Genomic DNA, 15,790 nt, shown 5'->3' with positions numbered 1-15,790 from the left:
GCATCAAGTTCTGGTTGATCCTTTGGGCGCATCGTTCGAGCCGACGACGTGGCGGATCAGCTGATCCATTTCCTTGATGATGTCTGCAAGCGCCTGCGTGATCACCGAGAACTCCCTGCCGTACTCTCCCGCCCGCGCCGCCGAGATGCGCGCATTCATTGCGACGATGTTGGCTTGCATCGAAATACCGCTGAGGCGATCGGCGAGGTCGGTCTGGCGTTTGCGTACTGCGAGTTCGCAACGGTGCATTTCCTCCTGGTAGGCCTGCGTGACGGTCTGCAGCAGCTCAAGTATCGGCGTGGCCTGCGTCACAAGCACATCGAGGGATGACGCTCGCCGGCTGGTGTCGGCCAGTGGTGTGTCTATCGCTGTTCTGACCCGGGCGATGAATTCACGGATGCGAGCGTCAGCGCGCGCACTGCCAAAGTACAGTTGCTGCAAGGCGCCGGAGAATGTGCCGGGGAAACGCTCATTGCCCGTCATGAGATCCGAATGCGCCGACTCGAACATTGACAGGCACTTGCGTGCGATATCGAGCGCGGCAGTGTCTCCCCGCGAAGCGAGCAACAACTGGAGGACGATCCGTTGCGACAGCATGCGCTGCCTTCCGGAAAGGTCGATCAATGCGCCGATGGTTTCGGCGGACACTTCGGTCTCGGGTGACTGAGCAGAGAGAGCGTTCATGCCATGCCTTGCAGGTAGTGTCGACGCCGACGCGCACCGCGCTGACCGGCGAAGAAAAAGCGCCCCGAAGCGAGATGCCTGCGAACCGGTTGTCCGGTTCGTGGTCCATTCGCTTCGGGGCGTCGTTGCCCGGGATGCTCCTTTTCGGAGCATGTCATCGCGACTTGCCAGCTTGTTTCAAGGCCGCCGTTGGCCTGTGTGACCGCTAAGCAATATCTATGCCATAGCTCACTCGGTCCCATCCTCGAGCACGTCGGCCTTGCGCAGAGCACCAATGACGTCTATCCGGCCGCGCTGCGCATTGCCACCTGCGACGCCATCGAGCATTTGCTGGAAGTGATGGAGGCCCTGCGCGATGCCTTCAGCGAGAAGTCCGTCGAGTTTGCCGGCTTGCTCAAGCTGGGCCGCACGCAGCTGCAGGACGCGGTGCCGATGACCCTGGGCCAGGAGTTCTCCACCTATGCCGTCATGATCGATGAAGACATGGCGCGGCTGCGCGAAGTGTCGGCCCTGGCGCGCGAGGTCAACCTCGGTGCTACCGCGATTGGCACCGGCATCACCGCGCACCCGGAGTACGCGGACAATGCCGTGGCTGCCCTGAGCCGCATTTCCGGCATTGCACTGAGCGGCGCCCCCAACCTGATCGAAGCCACGCAGGACTGCGGCGCCTTTGTGCAGATTTCCGGCGTGCTCAAGCGCATCGCGGTAAAGCTCTCAAAGATCTGCAATGACCTGCGCCTGCTCTCCAGCGGCCCGCGCGCGGGCTTTGGCGAAATCAACCTGCCTGCCATGCAGGCGGGCTCGTCGATCATGCCGGGCAAGGTCAACCCGGTGATTCCGGAAGTGGTGAACCAGGTGGCATTCGAAGTGTTCGGCAATGACGTGACCGTGACCTCCGCCGCCGAGGGTGGCCAGCTGCAGCTGAATGCCTTCGAGCCGGTCATCGCTGCCAGTCTGTTCCGCAGCTTCCGCCACCTGACCAACGACTGCGCGACGCTCACGGAACGGATTCCGCAAAGATCCGGCGCGAGCCCGGTCGGGCCTGACGCGGCCCGCAGCCAGCCAACGGCTTCGCAAATCGCCCGTATTGAATCCACCCGTGCGCATGTGACGCATGCCGGATTGCCGTGGGCCATGGCGCACCTATACTGGAGTCGGGCGACGAATCATTCGAAACCGGGGGTATCGGTCGCTCCTTGTAGTGCGCCTTGCGGGCTCGCACTTTCGGACGCATGGCGATGACGCATCGGAAGTGAGCGCCTTAGCCGGCAACCATGCTGGCAAGGAGGCAATCATGTTCAAGCATCTCCTGCTGGCGGTCGATGGCTCCGACCTGTCTGAATCGGCATTCCGCAAGGCCCTGACGCTGGCGCGGGACATGGGGGCGCGTGCCACCGCGGTGCGCGTCTGTCCGAACTACCACGTCCTGACCTACCAGGTCGAGATGCTGGAGGACACGCGCGAAACCTACGTGAAGGAGGCCTGGGAAAACGCGACCCGCTACCTGCGCGGACTGGCCGACGAGGCCGGCGCCGCGGGCGTGGCCTGTGACACGGCATACGTCGTTAACGACCATCCCTACGAGGCCATCATCAAGACGGCCGAGGAAAAAGGCTGCGACCTGATCGTGATGGCTTCGCACGGGCGGCGCGGGGTCCAGGGCATGCTGATCGGCAGCGAAACCCTGAAGGTGCTGACCCACAGCAAGATCCCGGTGCTGGTGTACCGCTAGGCGGCGCCTAGCGCCGCCGGCGCGGCGCGCCCGCCTGCACGCATTGCCGCATCCGCGCCGCCAGGCGCGGCAGCGGGCCTGTGCGCCAGCGGCTGCGCAGGTCGTCGCTCAGCGGCACTGCGATCAGCGCCAGCAGCAGCGCGGCCAGCGGCAGCGTGGCGCTGAAACCCAGGTGCTTGAAGCCCAGCGCGCCGGTGATGCCGCCGGCAAAGAACAGCGTGACCAGCACCACCAGCAGGCGCAGCTTGCGCCGGTTGGCGAGCACGCGGGGCAGTGGGCGCGCTTGTGTGCGTGATGGCGTGTGCGCTGGCGCGGCTGCGTTCCAGTAGCACAGCTTGCCCAGCTCGATGCCGATATCGGTGACCATGCCAGTGAGGTGGGTGGTGCGGATCTCGGCGTTCGAAAGCTTGGTGATCATGGCATTCTGCAGCCCCATGATGAAGCACAGCAGCATCACCGTGGCTGGCACGAACAGCCACTGGTGCTGCCCCAGGTTGCCGCCGATCAGGCCAAAGCACAGCAGCAGCCCCGCCTCCAGCGCCAGCGGCAGCGCGTATTCACTGTGCAGCCGCTCGCGCCGTCCCCAGTTGACCAGCACCGCCGAGCACGCGGCGCCGCCGAGAAACGACAGCAGCGCCCCGACCCCATCCAGCACCAGCGCGAAGCTGCCCAGCGCCAGGTTGTCAGCCATGGCCGAGACCACGCCGGACATATGCGAGGTGTATTGCTGCACGGCCAGGAAGCCGCCGGCATTGATGGCGCCGGCGACAAAGCAGAGGTAGCCGGCCAGGTGCCGGTTGGCGTGGGGGCTGCGCCGCTTCCCGGTCAGTTTGCGCAGGTACAGGATCGGCATGGCGATGGGGCGGCGTCTGGCGGATTGGGAAGGGCGGCGGCGGACCTGCGTTGCCGCTACAGGGTGTCCCGGGGCCGGGCAAGGGCGTGCCAGGCGTCGGGGTCGGCGGCAACCGCCTCGCCGCGCTTCATGCGGCGGGCAGTCGGTGTCAGCTTCAATGCATGCACGGCTTCCAGCGCCCGTGCGCGTGCCAGCAGCGTCTGCAGCGACGGCAGCCGGGGCGGGCCTTTCCAGGCAAACAAGGTGTAGTTGCAGCTGTCCTCGGCGCGTGCGACCGACATCGAGGCCCCGAACACGGCGCGCACGGCGCCCAGGTAGTGCGGCATGCCGCGGTCGCTTGCCAGGAAGTTGGCGACCAGCACGCCGTCGTCGGCCAGCCGCGCGTGGCAGGCCGCGTAGAAGCCGGCAGAGCCAAGCTGCAGCGGCATGCCGTCAGCCAGGAAGCCGTCGACGAGAATGACCTCGGGGCGCGCTTCCCGCCCCCTGACGTACTCGGCGCCATCGGCGCAGACCACCTGCAGGCGGGCATCGTCGGGCGGAATGCGGAAGCGCTCGCGCAGTGCGATCACCGCCGGGTCGATCTCGACAGCGACCACCCGCGTGGCAGGCAGGTGCCGGTAGCAATACTTGACCAGCGAGCCTCCGCCGAGCCCGATCACCGAAATCCGTGCCGGCGACGGATGCAGCAACAGGAATCCCATCATGGTGCGCGTGTAGCCCAGCACCAGCCGGTCGGGATCGCGCCGCGACATGAAGCTCTGCGTGGCCAGCACGTCGAAGTGCAGCGACAGGGCGGTCTCGGTCTCAAGCACCACGGGCGTGCCGTCGCGCGGGGCTTCGGCCAGGAACCGCATATAGGACTCAAAGGAGGTGCGGCGGCTATCCGCGGCGATGCCGGTGCCGGCGTCCGGTTTGCGTTCGTTCATGGCTGGCCGTCCCCTGGTCCGAGAAGTTGTGCGATGGCCCTGACCGCGGCGACTTCGTCCGGGCCGTCGGCCTGGATGCGCAGCACGGTGCCAGGCGGCGTGCGCAGGCGCATGACGGCCATCACGTCGTGCGCATCGGCCGAGCCGGAGTCCGTGATCAGCACGATGCGGCTGGCAAAGCGGCTGGCCACCAGGGTCACTCGCGCCGAGCCGCGTCCCTGGAAACCCTTGCCGGCGGCGATGTTGAGGGTCGCCTCGATCACGGCAGCCTTGCGCAATGCAGGACCCGGGAGGCGGACCCGGTGGGCTGGCTGGGGCGGGCAAGGCGGCGGGTCGCGCGCCCGGGTATCGCGGACATCGGGGACATCTGTTGCAGTCACATATGATGTTAATCGTATTATCATAGCTCAGCACCCGCAGCCGGTGGCTGCATCCGGCCAGGAAATGCCATGCCCGGTGCCGCGGTTGTGGAGAAACCGCCCTTTGCGGGCTGTGCCGGGCGCCTGCTCATCCCGGAAACTGGATTTGGGGCGTGCGCTTCTGGCATCCTGACGGATCTGTCCTGATGTCCGGCCTGCCCGGAACGCTGCCATGCCCCTTTCCGACTGGACCCATGAGGCCATCCGCAAGATCGATGCGGATTTCAACCGCTCCGCCGACACCCACCTGATCCCGCTGGACCTGCCGGGCTACCCGGACATCCGCGTCTATTTCAAGGACGAGTCCAGCCACCCGACCGGCAGCCTCAAGCACCGGCTGGCGCGGTCGCTGTTCCTGTATGCGCTGTGCAACGGCTGGCTGCACGAGGGCAGCACGGTGGTGGAGGCATCCAGCGGCTCGACCGCGATCTCCGAGGCTTACTTTGCGCGGCTGCTCGGGCTGTCGTTCGTGGCGGTGATCCCGGCGGGGACCTCGCGCGCCAAGATCGAGGCGATCGAGTTCTACGGCGGGCACTGCCACCTGGTGGGCAGCCCGTCCGAGATCTACGCCGCCTCGCGCCGCATCGCGCAGGAGACGGGCGGGCATTTCATGGACCAGTTCACCTACGCCGAGCGCGCCACCGACTGGCGCGCCAACAACAATATCGCCGAGTCGATCTTCAAGCAGATGGCGCACGAAGAGCATGCGGTGCCGGCCTGGCTGGTATCGAGCGGCGGCACCGGCGGCACCATCGCCACGCTGGGGCGCTATGTGGCCTATCGGCGCCACAAGACCCGCGTGCTGTGCGCGGACCCGGAGAACTCGGTGTTCTTTGACTACTTCCGCAGCTGCCTGGACGGCAAGCCGCAGCCGGACCTGTCCCTGGCGGAGGGCTCGCGCATCGAAGGCATCGGCCGGCCGCGCGTGGAGCATTCGTTTATCCCGACCTGCATCGACGCCATGCTGAAGGTGCCGGACGCACTCTCGTTCGCGGCCATGCGCTACCTCGCCGGGCGCTTCGGGCGCCGCGTGGGCGGGTCCACCGGCACCAATTTCGTCGGCGTGCTGTACCTGGCCCAGCAGATGCGCGCGGCGGGGGAGGGCGGCGCCATCGTCAGCCTGCTGTGCGACAGCGGCGAGCGCTATGGCAACACCTATTACGACGATGCCTGGTACACCGCGCAGGGCATTGCCATCGAGGCGGCCGATGCGCTGGTGGCGCGCGCGGTCAATGGCGAGGCCGTGCTGACGCCGCAGGCGGTGGCGGGGCTGCAGTCGGCCGGCGCCGGCATTCCGGCGGGCGGTTGAAACCCATCGCCGTGCCTTTCTGTCACAATGCCGGCGGCTGGCGCGCCGGCCATTGCCATTGATTCAAAGGTGAATTCCCTATGCGTATTTTCGGCATCAGCATCCATATCATCGTTGCACTGTTCTTTGCGGTGCACGCGGTGCGCACGCACCAGAACATGTACTGGCTGCTGATCCTGTTCCTGTTCCCGGGGCTGGGCAGCGTGGTGTATTTCTTCGCGATCTACCTGCCCGGGCTGCGCCAGTCGCGCGGCGCGCGTGCGGCCACGCGTGCCATCACGCAACTGGTCGATCCGAACCGCGCGGTGCGCGAGGCCCGCTCAGACTTTGACCGCGCCCCGACGGTGGCGCACCGCATGCGCCTGGGCGCCGCGCTGCTGGCGGCCGAGGAGCCGTCGGAAGCCCTGCAGCACTACCAGGCAGCGGCCAGCGGACCGTTTGCGACCGATCCGGCGCTGCTGCAGGGGCTGGCGCAGGCGCAGTTCGCCACCGGCGATGCGGCCGGCGCGCTGGCAACGCTGGAAAAGCTGTTCGCCGCCAATCCGCAGTCGCGCCAGCAGCCCGATCCGGCCTTGCTGTATGCGCGCGCGCTGGCGGCCACCGGCGCATCCGGCACGCGGGCCGCGTTCGAGCAGGCGCTGACCAGCGCCAGCGATGCCGCGCCGCGCTGCCTTTTCGCCGACTGGCTGGCGGCGCAGCCCGACGCCGCCGACCACGAACGCGCGCAGCAGCTCTATGCCGATATCGTCCACGACGCCCGCCACTGGCCGCGCCACGCCCGCGAACACAACCGCGAATGGCTGCAACGCGCGCAGGCGGCGCTGGGCAAGTAATCCGCGTTTCCCCCATCCATGCTGGAACGGGTGCTGAACGCCTTTCTCGACAACATGACCCTACTGAAACGCAAATCGATTGAAGCCGTGGCCTCGCGCCGTCCGGCACGTGGCACCCGCACCCGTGGCGAGGTGCCGGCACGCGAAGAAAAACGCATGACGCCGCGCTTTGCGCCGGTGACCTTCTCGGAAATGGAAGGGGTGCGCTACCTGCACTTCGGCACCGAGTGGGTGCAGGGCGCGATGCGCCTGCGCAAGCCCGATGCGATCGAGCTGGAATACGCGCAGCAGATGATGGCCTGGCTGCTGTTCCTGTCGCCCTCGGTCGAAGAATTCCACGTGGTGCAACTGGGCCTGGGCGCCGCGGCGCTGACCAAGTTCTGCCACCGCCAGTTCAGCCGCGCGCGCGTGACCGCGGTGGAGCTGAACCCCGCGGTGATCATCGCCGGGCGCAGCATGTTCGGCCTGCGCGAGGACGACGCGCGCCTGACCGTGCGCGAGCAGGATGCCTGGGACTACGTCATGGACGGCACCCACGCCGGCGCCATCGACGTGCTGCAGGTGGACCTGTACGACGCCACCGCGCGCGGCCCGGTGCTGGACACCACCGCGTTCTACCGCGCCTGCCGCCGCACGCTGAAGGCACCCGGGGTGATGACCATCAACCTGTTCGGCGACCACGACAGCTTTCCGAAGAATATCGAACGCATCTGCGATGCCTTCGACAACCGCGTGCTGGTGTTCCCGGAAGTGCATGACGGCAACGTCATTGCGCTGGCATTCAATGGGCCGGAGATCGATGTGTCGTGGGAAGTGATCGAGGCGCGCGCCGATGTGGTCGAGAAGACTACCGGTCTGCCTGCGCGCGACTGGGTACAGAAGCTGCGCGCGGCGAATGCGCGGCAGGAAGAGCGGTTGAAGATCTGAGGAACGGCCGCTCTCCCGCTGCGCGGGAGAGCGGCAGCAGGCAGTCCGTCCCTCACTCCTTGTGGAAGAACTGCGCCAGCGACCACTCGTCGGTGCGCGCCTCGTACTTCAGTCCCTTCTTCATCGCCCACATCGCCAGCTGGCTGTGCGACGGAATGATCGCGTGGTCGGCCAGCGCAAACTTGGCCGCGGTGCGGGCATTCTCCTCACGCGCCTTGTCGCTGCTGACGGTAGTCAGCGACTTCTCGATCAGCTGGTCCAGTTGCTGGTTGCTGTACTTGCCCCAGTTCCAGGTGCCGTAGCCGGTCTTGGGGTTGGGCGTGCCGGTGATCGAGCGCAAGGCCACGTCGGCCGCGGCCGAGCCCCAGCCCAGCATCTGGAAGGCGAACTCCCCCTGGCGTGCGCGCGTGAAGTAGGCCGCCACCGGCAACGTCTCCACCTTGGTCTGGATGCCGATGCGCGTCAGCATGCTGGCGGTGGCCTGCGCCACCGCGGCGTCGTTCAGGTAGCGGTTGTTGGTGGCGTGCAGCGTCAGGCCGAAGCCGTCGGGGTAGCCCGCGTCGGCCAGCAGTTTCTTCGCGCCTTCCGGATCATAGGCCTCCGGCTTGGTGCCCGGATGCCCGAAGATCTGCGGCGACACGATCGACGATGCCGGCACCGCCAGCCCTTCCATGATGCGGCTGACGATGGCGTCGCGGTTCAGCGACTTGCTGATTGCGGCGCGCACGCGCGCGTCCTTGAACGGGTTCTTGCCCAGCGGCTTGCCGGCCTTGTCGGTGACGAAGGGCGGGTTGTCGCGCGACTGGTCCATCTGCCAGAAGATGGTGCGCCACGACACCTGCTGCTCGATCTTGAACTTCGGATTCTGCTTCAGCTTGGCGACGTCGGCCGACGGTACGCTCTCGATCACGTCGACATCGCCCGCCAGCAGCGCGGACGAACGCGCGCCGTTGTCGGTGATGATGCGGAAGATGGCGCGGTCCCACTCGGGCTTGGGGCCCCAGTAGTTGGGGTTGCGTTCCATCACGATTTCCTGCCCGCGCGCAAAGCGCACGAACTTGAACGGGCCGGTGCCGATCATCGCCTTGCCCGAGTCGAAGTCCGCCTGCGTCAGCGTGGCGGCGACCTTCTTCGGCATCATCGGCACGCTGTTCAGGTCGTTGGCCAGGTTGGCGTAATTGGGCACGCTCATGGTCAGGCGCACCGTCAGCGGGTCGGGCGTGTCGATGCGCGCGATCGGCTTGGTGTAGCTGGTGAACGAGCCGGGGCTGTTGACCAGCTTCTCCGGGCGCTCCAGCGAGGCCTTGACGTCCTCGCTGGTGAAGGGCGAGCCGTCGTGCCACTTCACGTTGGGGCGCAGCTTGATCTCCCAGGTGATGGCGTTGACCGGCTTCCACGACAGCGCCAGGCCGGGGATGTAGCGCGCGTTCTTGTCCATGAACACCAGCGACTCGAACACATGCAGCGCGATGGCGTTGTTGGGGCCCGAGTTGTTCCAGTGCGGGTCCATCGAGGTCACGTCGGCCGCCAGGCCGATGCGCAGGTCTTCGGCGTGGGCGGCACCCGCCGGCAGCAGCGTGAAGGCGGCGCTGCCAAGCACCAGCGCGGTGGCGGCATGGAGCACGGCGCGACGGGCAGGGCGGCGGGGCAGGCATTGCGGCGGCAGGGCGTGGGTCGGTGTCATCTGGCTGGCTCCTCGTGGGTCCGCGCGGGCGCGGCCGGGTTCTCAGGCGGGTTTGTCCCGCATTGTGCCGCTAAAGTGGCTTGGTTGCAGCCTTTGGCGCGGGCAGGCAAGCCGATGCGGGACGGCGCCGTTAGAATGGCGCCCATGTTTGCCAATTCCCGCACCATTGTCTCGGCCCAGGCCGATGTCCACGAACACCTGGCCGCGCGCGTCGCGCGCCACCTGGCCGAGCCGTTCCGCAAGCCCATCGGCGAAGCCAGCCGGCGCGAGCTCGGCGCGGCGCTGCAAAGCTGGCAGCAGGCCGGCGGCGCGCCGCTGATCCTGGATGCGGGCTGCGGCGTGGGCGAAAGCACGCTGCGCCTGGCCACAGCGTTCCCGGACCACTTCGTGATCGGCATCGACCAGTCCGAGAAGCGCCTGGCCGCCGGCAAGGACTGGTGGGGCGAGGCGCCGATGCCCGCCAACTTCTGCTGGGCGCGCGCCGACCTGGTCGATGCCTGGCGCCTGCTGCAGGCCGAGGCCGTGCCGGTGGCGCGCCACTACGTGCTGTACCCGAACCCGTGGCCCAAGATCGGCCACCTGGGGCGGCGCTGGCAGGGGCATGCGGTGTTCCCGGCGCTGGCCGCCTGCGGCGACTATCTGGAGTGCCGCAGCAACTGGCGCATCTATATCGATGAGTTTGCCCAGGCGCTGGCACTGGTCGGGCGCCCGGCGCGGGTAGAGGCGTGGGCCCCGGCGCAGCCGATGACGCCGTTCGAGCGCAAGTACGGGGCATCGGGCCACGGCTTGTGGCGCTGCGTCAGCGAGCGCCAGCGCGCCTGAGCGGCTCGCCAATGAAGACGGCCCGCGCATGCGGGCCGTCTTTTTGCCAGGCGCAGCCGGGCGCGTCAGTGGAACAGCGGCTGCTGCGTCGGTGCGTCCTCGGGCAGTTCGGCATGCACGATCTCGCCGTTGCGGTCCGCGTACAGCGGCGTGCCGCAGTCCTCGCAGTATTCCGGATCGAACAGCGCGGCGTGGCGGAAGATGTCTTCAACGCCGGCGTTGCGCAGTTCCTCGCAGATCTGCTCGAGCGGGTTGCCCTTTTCGTCGGCATCGACCTCGCCGGCTTCGCGGCCGTAGACCGGCCACACGATGCCGTAGATCACATCCTTCTCGCCGCGCATGGTGAAGCCCACGCGGTATTCCTCGACCACTTCCTCGCCGAAGGCAGCCACCACGGCGGCCAGCTGGCCGGCGGAGATGTCGAGCGTGCCGCACAGGTAGTTGACCGCGGCGCGCACGGTCAGCGGGCGGATGCTCTTGTCGGACTCGCGGCAGGACAGGAAGAAGGCGTCGGGCAGCAGCAGCTCGAACTCGCAGCCCGGCAGCAGCAGCGCCACCGACGGCTGCACCTGGGTGCGCCACTGGTCGAGGCAGGTCGAGCGCTCGGCGTGGTGCTCCTTGGCGTCTTCCTGCCAGCGGAACAGCGCCTGCTCGTGCGGGGCCACCACCACCGCCAGCAGGTAGCGCGGATCGGCCAGGATCGGCGCGGTCTCGGGCAGGTCGCGCAGGTCGACCTTGGGTACCGTGCCGGCCAGGGCGGCCGCGGCCAGCTTGTGCGTCAGCGCAAAGGTGTCGCTGTGCGTGCGCGGCAGCTGGTCGATGCTGTAGAGGTAGGGCGACAGCGAGACCTTGGTGCCGCTGGCCAGCACATGTGCCTGCAGGTGCACCGCCAGCGTCTGCGCCAGCTCCGGCTTGAGCGAGCCGGAGGGAATGGCGTAGCGCGTGTGCGCCAGGATCGGGGCGGCGATCAGCAGCGCGTCATGGCGCTGGCCGTCGACCTCGATGGTGGCGGATTCGGCGAGCGTCTCGGCCTGCTCGGCCAGCACGTCGGAGGCGTCTGCATTGTGCTTGAACAGGTGTTCCAGCGCCGCGTCGAGCGCGGTCTGGCTCCCGTTCTTCAGCAGGCGGCCCAGGCGCTGCGAGAGCCGCCGTTCCCAGTACGCGTCCTCCATGCGGCTGCCCGAAGCGTCGAGGGCGAGCGCATCGGCCACCAGACGCTCGGCGTCAGGGGAGAGTCGTGGGGAAGCCTTGGGGCGAAAACCTGCCATAGAAAGAAACCGTCCGTTTATGCGTAAAACGGTATTCTACTCGTTGCGTTGACACGCAGGCCGCTATATGCGTGCGGCGTGTGCGGACGCGCCCGGGCGTGTGGCTTTATTTCTGGGCCGGAGCGGAGGCGGCAGGGGCCGCGGGCGCGTGGCTCTCGACGCTGTGCGACTCGCCGGACATGGAAACGTCACTGCCGCCCTTGGTCAGCAGATAGAGGGCCGCGCCGGCAACCACGACGAATGCGATAAGGATCTTAACCATGGTGTCTCCTGATTCTGGATGATGCCGGGCGGACCCGGCTTCCGGTCGTGCGACCGCTGTTCTTGTGCAACACAGTGTGGCAGCACTGGCTTGCGTGGAACTTACACGCACGGGACTTCGTTCGGGGTGATGCAAGGGGCGCAGGACACCAATGAAAAACGCCGCCTGCCCGGGCCCCGCAACGGGGGCCAGGCAGGCGGCGTCAGCCTTGGCTGGCTGCGGGCGCCCCAGGTGGATCTCAGGCGGCCAGCAGCTGGCGCAGAACGAACGGCAGGATGCCGCCGTGGTTGTAGTAGTCGACCTCGATCGGCGTATCGATGCGCAGCAGCACCGGCACGCGCTGCACGTCGCCGTTGGCGCGGTGGATCACCAGCACCACGTCCTGCTGCGGCTTCAGGTCACCCTCGATGCCTTCAATATCGAAGGTCTCGTTGCCGGTGATGCCCAGTGTCTGCGCGCTGTCGTTGCCCTTGAACTGCAGCGGCAGCACGCCCATGCCGACCAGGTTGGAGCGGTGGATGCGCTCGAAGCTGCGTGCCACCACGGCCTTCACGCCCAGCAGCTGCGTGCCCTTGGCGGCCCAGTCGCGCGACGAGCCGGTGCCGTACTCTTCGCCGCCGAACACCACCGTGGGCGTGCCCTCGGCCACGTACTTCATGGCGGCATCGTAGATCGACATTTCGTCACCGGTGGGCTGGTGCAGCGTGATGCCGCCTTCCACGCGTGCGCCGTCGGCCTTGGGCGGGATCATCAGGTTCTTGATGCGCACGTTGGCGAAGGTGCCGCGCATCATGACTTCATGGTTGCCGCGGCGCGAACCGTAGCTGTTGAAGTCGGCCTTCAGCACGCCGTGCGACAGCAGGTACTTGCCCGCGGGCGAGGTGTCCTTGATCGAACCGGCCGGCGAGATGTGGTCGGTCGTCACCGAGTCGCCGAAAATGCCCAGCGCACGCGCGCCGCGCACGCTGGCGCTGGTGGCGGCGGGCTGCATGCTGAAGTCCTGGAAGAAGGGCGGCTCGGCGATGTACGTCGACTTGGGCCAGTCGTACACCTGGCCCTTGGTGCCCTTGATGGCGGCCCACAGCTTGCTCGGCTTCTTGACCTGTTCGTAGTTGCCCTTGAAGGTCTTGGCATCCATCGCGTACTTCATCAGTGCGTGGATTTCTTCCGAGGTCGGCCAGATATCGCCCAGGTAGATGTCGCGGCCCTTCTTGCCCTTGCCCACGGGCTCGGTCATCAGGTCGCGCGTGACATTGCCGGCGATGGCGTAGGCCACCACCAGCGGCGGCGAGGCCAGGAAGTTGGCGCGGATGTTCGGGTGGATGCGGGCCTCGAAATTGCGGTTGCCCGACAGCACGGCAGCGGCCACGAGGTCGTTCCTGGTGATGGCCTCGTTCAGCTCGGGCGTCAGGTCGCCGGCGTTGCCGATGCAGGTGGTGCAACCATAGGCGGTCACGCCGAAGCCCAGCTTTTCCAGGTACGGCAGCAGGCCGGCGGCCTTCAGGTATTCAGTCACCACGCGGCTGCCCGGGGCCAGCGAGGTCTTGATGTGCGGCGCCACCGTCAGGCCGGCTTCAACCGCCTTCTTGGCCAGCAGGCCGGCGCCCAGCAGCACGCTCGGGTTGGAGGTGTTGGTGCAGGACGTGATCGCGGCGATCAGCACGTCGCCGTTCTTCACCTCGAGGCCGTCGGTGGTGGTGTAGGCGCGGTCCAGGTCGGCTGCCTCCTTGTTGAAGCCGTTCTCGGCCACCGGCTTGCTGAACAGCGAGGCGAAGGTGCTCTTGACGTTGCCGATCTCGATGCGGTCCTGCGGGCGCTTCGGGCCCGCCAGCGACGGCGCCACCGTGCCCAGGTCCAGCGTCACCACCTTGCTGTAGTCGATCTCGCCGGCCCTGGGAATGCCGAACATCTTCTGTGCGCGGAAATAGCCCTCGAACGCGGCGATTTCCTCTTCGGTGCGGCCGGTGCCCTTGAAGTAGTCGATGGTCTTCTCGTCCACCGGGAAGAAGCCCATGGTGGCGCCGTATTCCGGCGCCATGTTGCCGATGGTGGCGCGGTCGGGCAGGGCCAGGCTGGCGGTGCCTTCGCCGAAGAACTCGACGAACTTGCCGACGACCTTCTCCTTGCGCAGCATCTCGGTGATGGTCAGCACCAGGTCGGTGGCGGTGACGCCTTCGCGCAGGCGGCCCTTCAGCTCCACGCCAACCACGTCCGGCGTCAGGAAATAGACCGGCTGGCCCAGCATGCCGGCCTCGGCCTCGATGCCGCCGACGCCCCAGCCCACCACGCCGATGCCGTTGATCATGGTGGTGTGCGAATCAGTGCCGACCAGGGTGTCCGGGTAGTAGACGCCGTCTTTCTTGTGCACGCCGCGGGCCAGGTATTCCAGGTTGACCTGGTGCACGATGCCGAAGCCCGGCTGCACCACGCCGAAGGTATCGAAGGCCTGCATGCCCCACTTCATGAACTGGTAGCGCTCGTTGTTGCGCTGGAATTCCAGCTGCATGTTCAGGTCCAGCGCCTTCTTTTCGCGGAAATGGTCGACCTGCACCGAGTGGTCGACCACCAGGTCCACCGGCACCAGCGGCTCGATCTTCTTGGGGTTCTTGCCCATCTTCTCGGCGACATTGCGCATCGCGGCGAGGTCGGCCAGCAGCGGCACGCCGGTAAAGTCCTGCAAGACCACGCGGGCCACCACGAAGGGAATCTCGTCGACGCGCTCGGCGTTCGGCTTCCAGTTGGCCAGTTGCCTGACGTGCTCTTCGGTGACCTTCTTGCCGTCGCAGTTGCGCAGCACCGATTCCAGCACCACGCGGATCGACACCGGCAGGCGCCCGATTGCCACGTCCAGCTCCTCGCCCAACTGGGGCAGGGAGTAATACTGGCCCTTGCCGGAAGAGCCGATCTTGAATTCTTTTAGCGTGTTCTTGAGGTTGTGGGGCATTGCCGTACTCCGATCGAAGGATGATGCGATGGCATTTGGCTCGGACCTGAATCAAGACCCCGGTGCGCTGCCGCGGCATTTGACCGCGGTCCGAGGCCGGCAGCGCACTGCAACTGCATACTCTAACCGCCGCGCGGCTTTGGCGCCACCCGGCTCGGCATCCCGCCGGCCGCGACGGCGCCGGCGCGACAGCATGCCCGCCCGGGATTGGCCGCCCGGCAAGGCAAAAAGGGCGCTGGCGGCCGGAATTCAGCGGCCGCCAGCGCCCCGGTACGGACTTACTGCTTGGGTGCTGCGGATTGCTGGGCGCCTTCCGGTACCTGCGTCGGGCCGCCCGGGGGCGTGACCAGCAGCGGGGTGGTGGCCGGGGCGCGCAGGCCGCCGGCCTGGGTCGGGGCCGCGGCGCCGGCCTGCATGGCGGGGCTCTGGCAGTCGTCGGCCAGGCGCTGGCCCAGGTTCTTGTTGAACAGCATGGCCTTGCTCGGGATCACCACCAGGTCCAGGCCGGTGCGGGCGTCGTAGTAGCGGTCGGCGCCGGTCACCGTGGGCTGGCGCGGCAGCTTGTAGTCGCGGCCTTGCCAGTGCACGGTCAGGACCTCGTCGCGCAGCATGTCGCCGGCGATATACAGGTTGTTGCCCAGTTCACACTGCCATTTTTCGCCGTTCGGCGTGACCGCGGCAGCAGCGCCCGCCGCCGCGGCGGTCCCGGCAGCAGCCTTTTTCTTGGTCGAAGCCTTCTTGGTGGTGGTCTTCTTGGCAGGTTCCTGCGCCATCACGGCGGTGGCGGTGGTCAGGCTGAATGCGCCGATGCAGGCGGCAAGGACAAGATGTTTCATTTTGTGAGTGCCTTTCGGATACTGAAATCGATTTATGTTTCATTTGCCGCCGTCAAATCGGGCGGCGCCGGGACAATTTCCGCCGCTATTCTCTACGATTTGCCCAGGGCGGCGTAGTGCTCTGGTCTTTGGTTACATTATCGACGGGGGCTAGTTGGCCCCGCTTCACTTGCGCTTGCCGATCGGCACGAACTTCAGGTTTTCCGGACCGGTGTAGTTGGCGCTCGGGCGGATGATCTTGTTGTCGATGCGCTGCTCGATAATGTGCGCGGCCCAGCCGGAGGTACGCGC

General features: G+C 67.0%; 13 protein-coding genes and 3 pseudogenes. 6 read left to right on the top strand and 10 right to left on the bottom strand.

Annotated elements, in window-relative coordinates:
• Positions 1–3: 3 nt before the first annotated feature.
• On the bottom strand, positions 4–684 hold the full coding sequence (locus AC3WLF_RS28165) for a methyl-accepting chemotaxis protein (protein WP_492359104.1): 681 nt from the start codon (positions 682–684) through the stop codon (positions 4–6).
• Between the two features lie 246 nt (positions 685–930).
• Here AC3WLF_RS28165 and AC3WLF_RS28160 point away from each other — a divergent pair.
• Positions 931–1,719: pseudogene (locus AC3WLF_RS28160) on the top strand (lyase family protein); the annotation flags it as partial.
• Positions 1,720–1,978: 259 nt separating this feature from the next.
• Entirely contained in the window at positions 1,979–2,416 is a 438-nt protein-coding gene (locus tag AC3WLF_RS28155; protein ID WP_492352891.1) for a universal stress protein, read from the top strand.
• 43 nt (positions 2,417–2,459) lie between these two features.
• Here AC3WLF_RS28155 and AC3WLF_RS28150 read toward each other — a convergent pair.
• The 3 genes and pseudogenes from AC3WLF_RS28150 to AC3WLF_RS28140 form a co-directional block, all read right to left on the bottom strand.
• A pseudogene (locus AC3WLF_RS28150) lies at positions 2,460–3,269 on the bottom strand (YoaK family protein); the annotation flags it as partial.
• A gap of 56 nt (positions 3,270–3,325) precedes the next feature.
• Positions 3,326–4,195 (bottom strand): fused MFS/spermidine synthase, encoded by an 870-nt coding sequence (locus AC3WLF_RS28145; RefSeq protein WP_492356575.1) that lies wholly within the window; start codon positions 4,193–4,195, stop codon positions 3,326–3,328.
• Positions 4,192–4,458, bottom strand: coding sequence for an HPr family phosphocarrier protein (locus tag AC3WLF_RS28140; RefSeq protein ID WP_492319812.1), 267 nt, complete (start codon positions 4,456–4,458; stop codon positions 4,192–4,194). Before AC3WLF_RS28140 ends, AC3WLF_RS28145 begins: the two co-directional genes overlap by 4 nt.
• Before the next feature lie 328 nt (positions 4,459–4,786).
• On the opposite strand from AC3WLF_RS28140, the gene AC3WLF_RS28135 reads away from it, so the two are divergent.
• The 3 genes from AC3WLF_RS28135 (at position 4,787) to AC3WLF_RS28125 (ending at position 7,683) form a co-directional block, all read left to right on the top strand.
• Positions 4,787–5,923, top strand: a complete 1,137-nt coding sequence (locus AC3WLF_RS28135; protein ID WP_492359103.1) for a PLP-dependent cysteine synthase family protein — start codon at positions 4,787–4,789, stop codon at positions 5,921–5,923.
• Between the two features lie 80 nt (positions 5,924–6,003).
• The gene (locus AC3WLF_RS28130) at positions 6,004–6,756 is read left to right on the top strand and encodes a tetratricopeptide repeat protein (RefSeq protein ID WP_492359102.1); all 753 of its coding nucleotides are present in this window, start codon (positions 6,004–6,006) and stop codon (positions 6,754–6,756) included.
• Positions 6,757–6,810: 54 nt separating this feature from the next.
• Entirely contained in the window at positions 6,811–7,683 is an 873-nt protein-coding gene (locus tag AC3WLF_RS28125) for a class I SAM-dependent methyltransferase (protein ID WP_492359101.1), read from the top strand.
• A 52-nt stretch (positions 7,684–7,735) separates the two neighbouring features.
• Here the strand turns inward: AC3WLF_RS28125 and AC3WLF_RS28120 are convergent, their stop codons facing one another.
• Positions 7,736–9,367, bottom strand: a complete 1,632-nt coding sequence (locus AC3WLF_RS28120) for an ABC transporter substrate-binding protein (protein ID WP_492359100.1) — start codon at positions 9,365–9,367, stop codon at positions 7,736–7,738.
• Between the two features lie 135 nt (positions 9,368–9,502).
• Here AC3WLF_RS28120 and trmB point away from each other — a divergent pair, with 135 nt between their 5' ends.
• Positions 9,503–10,189, top strand: a complete 687-nt coding sequence (gene trmB / locus AC3WLF_RS28115; protein WP_492319816.1) for a tRNA (guanine(46)-N(7))-methyltransferase TrmB — start codon at positions 9,503–9,505, stop codon at positions 10,187–10,189.
• Between the two features lie 65 nt (positions 10,190–10,254).
• Here the strand turns inward: trmB and AC3WLF_RS28110 are convergent, their stop codons facing one another.
• The 5 genes and pseudogenes from AC3WLF_RS28110 to AC3WLF_RS28090 form a co-directional block, all read right to left on the bottom strand.
• Complete coding sequence (locus AC3WLF_RS28110) at positions 10,255–11,457, bottom strand: DUF2863 family protein (RefSeq protein ID WP_492319817.1); 1,203 nt, start codon at positions 11,455–11,457, stop codon at positions 10,255–10,257.
• 106 nt (positions 11,458–11,563) lie between these two features.
• On the bottom strand, positions 11,564–11,719 hold the full coding sequence (locus AC3WLF_RS28105; RefSeq protein WP_010813538.1) for a hypothetical protein: 156 nt from the start codon (positions 11,717–11,719) through the stop codon (positions 11,564–11,566).
• Between the two features lie 238 nt (positions 11,720–11,957).
• The gene (gene acnA, locus AC3WLF_RS28100) at positions 11,958–14,663 is read right to left on the bottom strand and encodes an aconitate hydratase AcnA (RefSeq protein WP_492356572.1); all 2,706 of its coding nucleotides are present in this window, start codon (positions 14,661–14,663) and stop codon (positions 11,958–11,960) included.
• Positions 14,664–14,941: 278 nt separating this feature from the next.
• A complete protein-coding gene (locus AC3WLF_RS28095; protein WP_492319819.1) occupies positions 14,942–15,499 on the bottom strand; it encodes a hypothetical protein in 558 nt (185 codons plus the stop codon).
• Positions 15,500–15,664: 165 nt separating this feature from the next.
• A pseudogene (locus AC3WLF_RS28090) lies at positions 15,665–15,790 on the bottom strand (2-methylcitrate synthase); the annotation flags it as partial.

Source organism: Cupriavidus sp. FW306-01-F10A (assembly GCF_058782785.1).
The sequence above is the reverse complement of the archived record's forward strand: the minus strand, read 5'-3'. Positions and strand labels throughout refer to the sequence as shown.